Below are 546 nucleotides of genomic sequence, written 5' to 3' on the forward strand. Positions count from 1 at the left end.
GGACAGGCGGGTCATCGAGGTCGACAGTTGCGATTGGGTCTTGGCGATCGAGTTCTGTGCGGACAGCGATGCGTTGTTGGTGTGAAGGCTCAGCATTGTATTGCTCCTGGTAAGTGAATTCTTCGAGCGGCAGGTAATTTCTTGCCCTCACCCCTACAAGGCGACAGGGGAGCGCCTTTCATTAAATTCCACATGGAAATTTTTTATCTGGCGCGCCGCCATGAAAAAAGCCCCGGCAATCGCTTGCCGGGGCTTTCATATGGCGCCAGGCGCCGGTGATTATTGCAGCAGGGACATGACCATCGAGGACATGCTGTTGCTTTGTTTCAGCATCGCGGTGCCGGCTTGCAGCAGCATTTGCGACGACGTCATGTTCGAGCTTTCGGTGGCGAAGTCAACGTCCATGATGCGGCCGGTAGCGGCCTTGGTGTTGGTCGAGATGTTCGACAGGTTGCTGTTGACGTGGTCGAGGCGGTTGGCGGCGGCGCCCAGTGCGGAACGTACCACGCCGATGCTGTCGATGGCCGAGACCAGGCTGCCGATGGC

The 546-nt window shown here is 57.9% G+C and carries 1 protein-coding gene; it reads right to left on the bottom strand.

The features are described from left to right. Positions 1-279 precede the first annotated feature (279 nt). Positions 280-546 (bottom strand): flagellin (locus SJI03_RS28815; protein WP_322429460.1); only part of this gene is annotated, 267 nt, incomplete at its 5' end.

This window comes from Janthinobacterium sp. GMG1, assembly GCF_034427795.1.
In the GTDB taxonomy this organism is placed as follows: domain Bacteria; phylum Pseudomonadota; class Gammaproteobacteria; order Burkholderiales; family Burkholderiaceae_D; genus Janthinobacterium.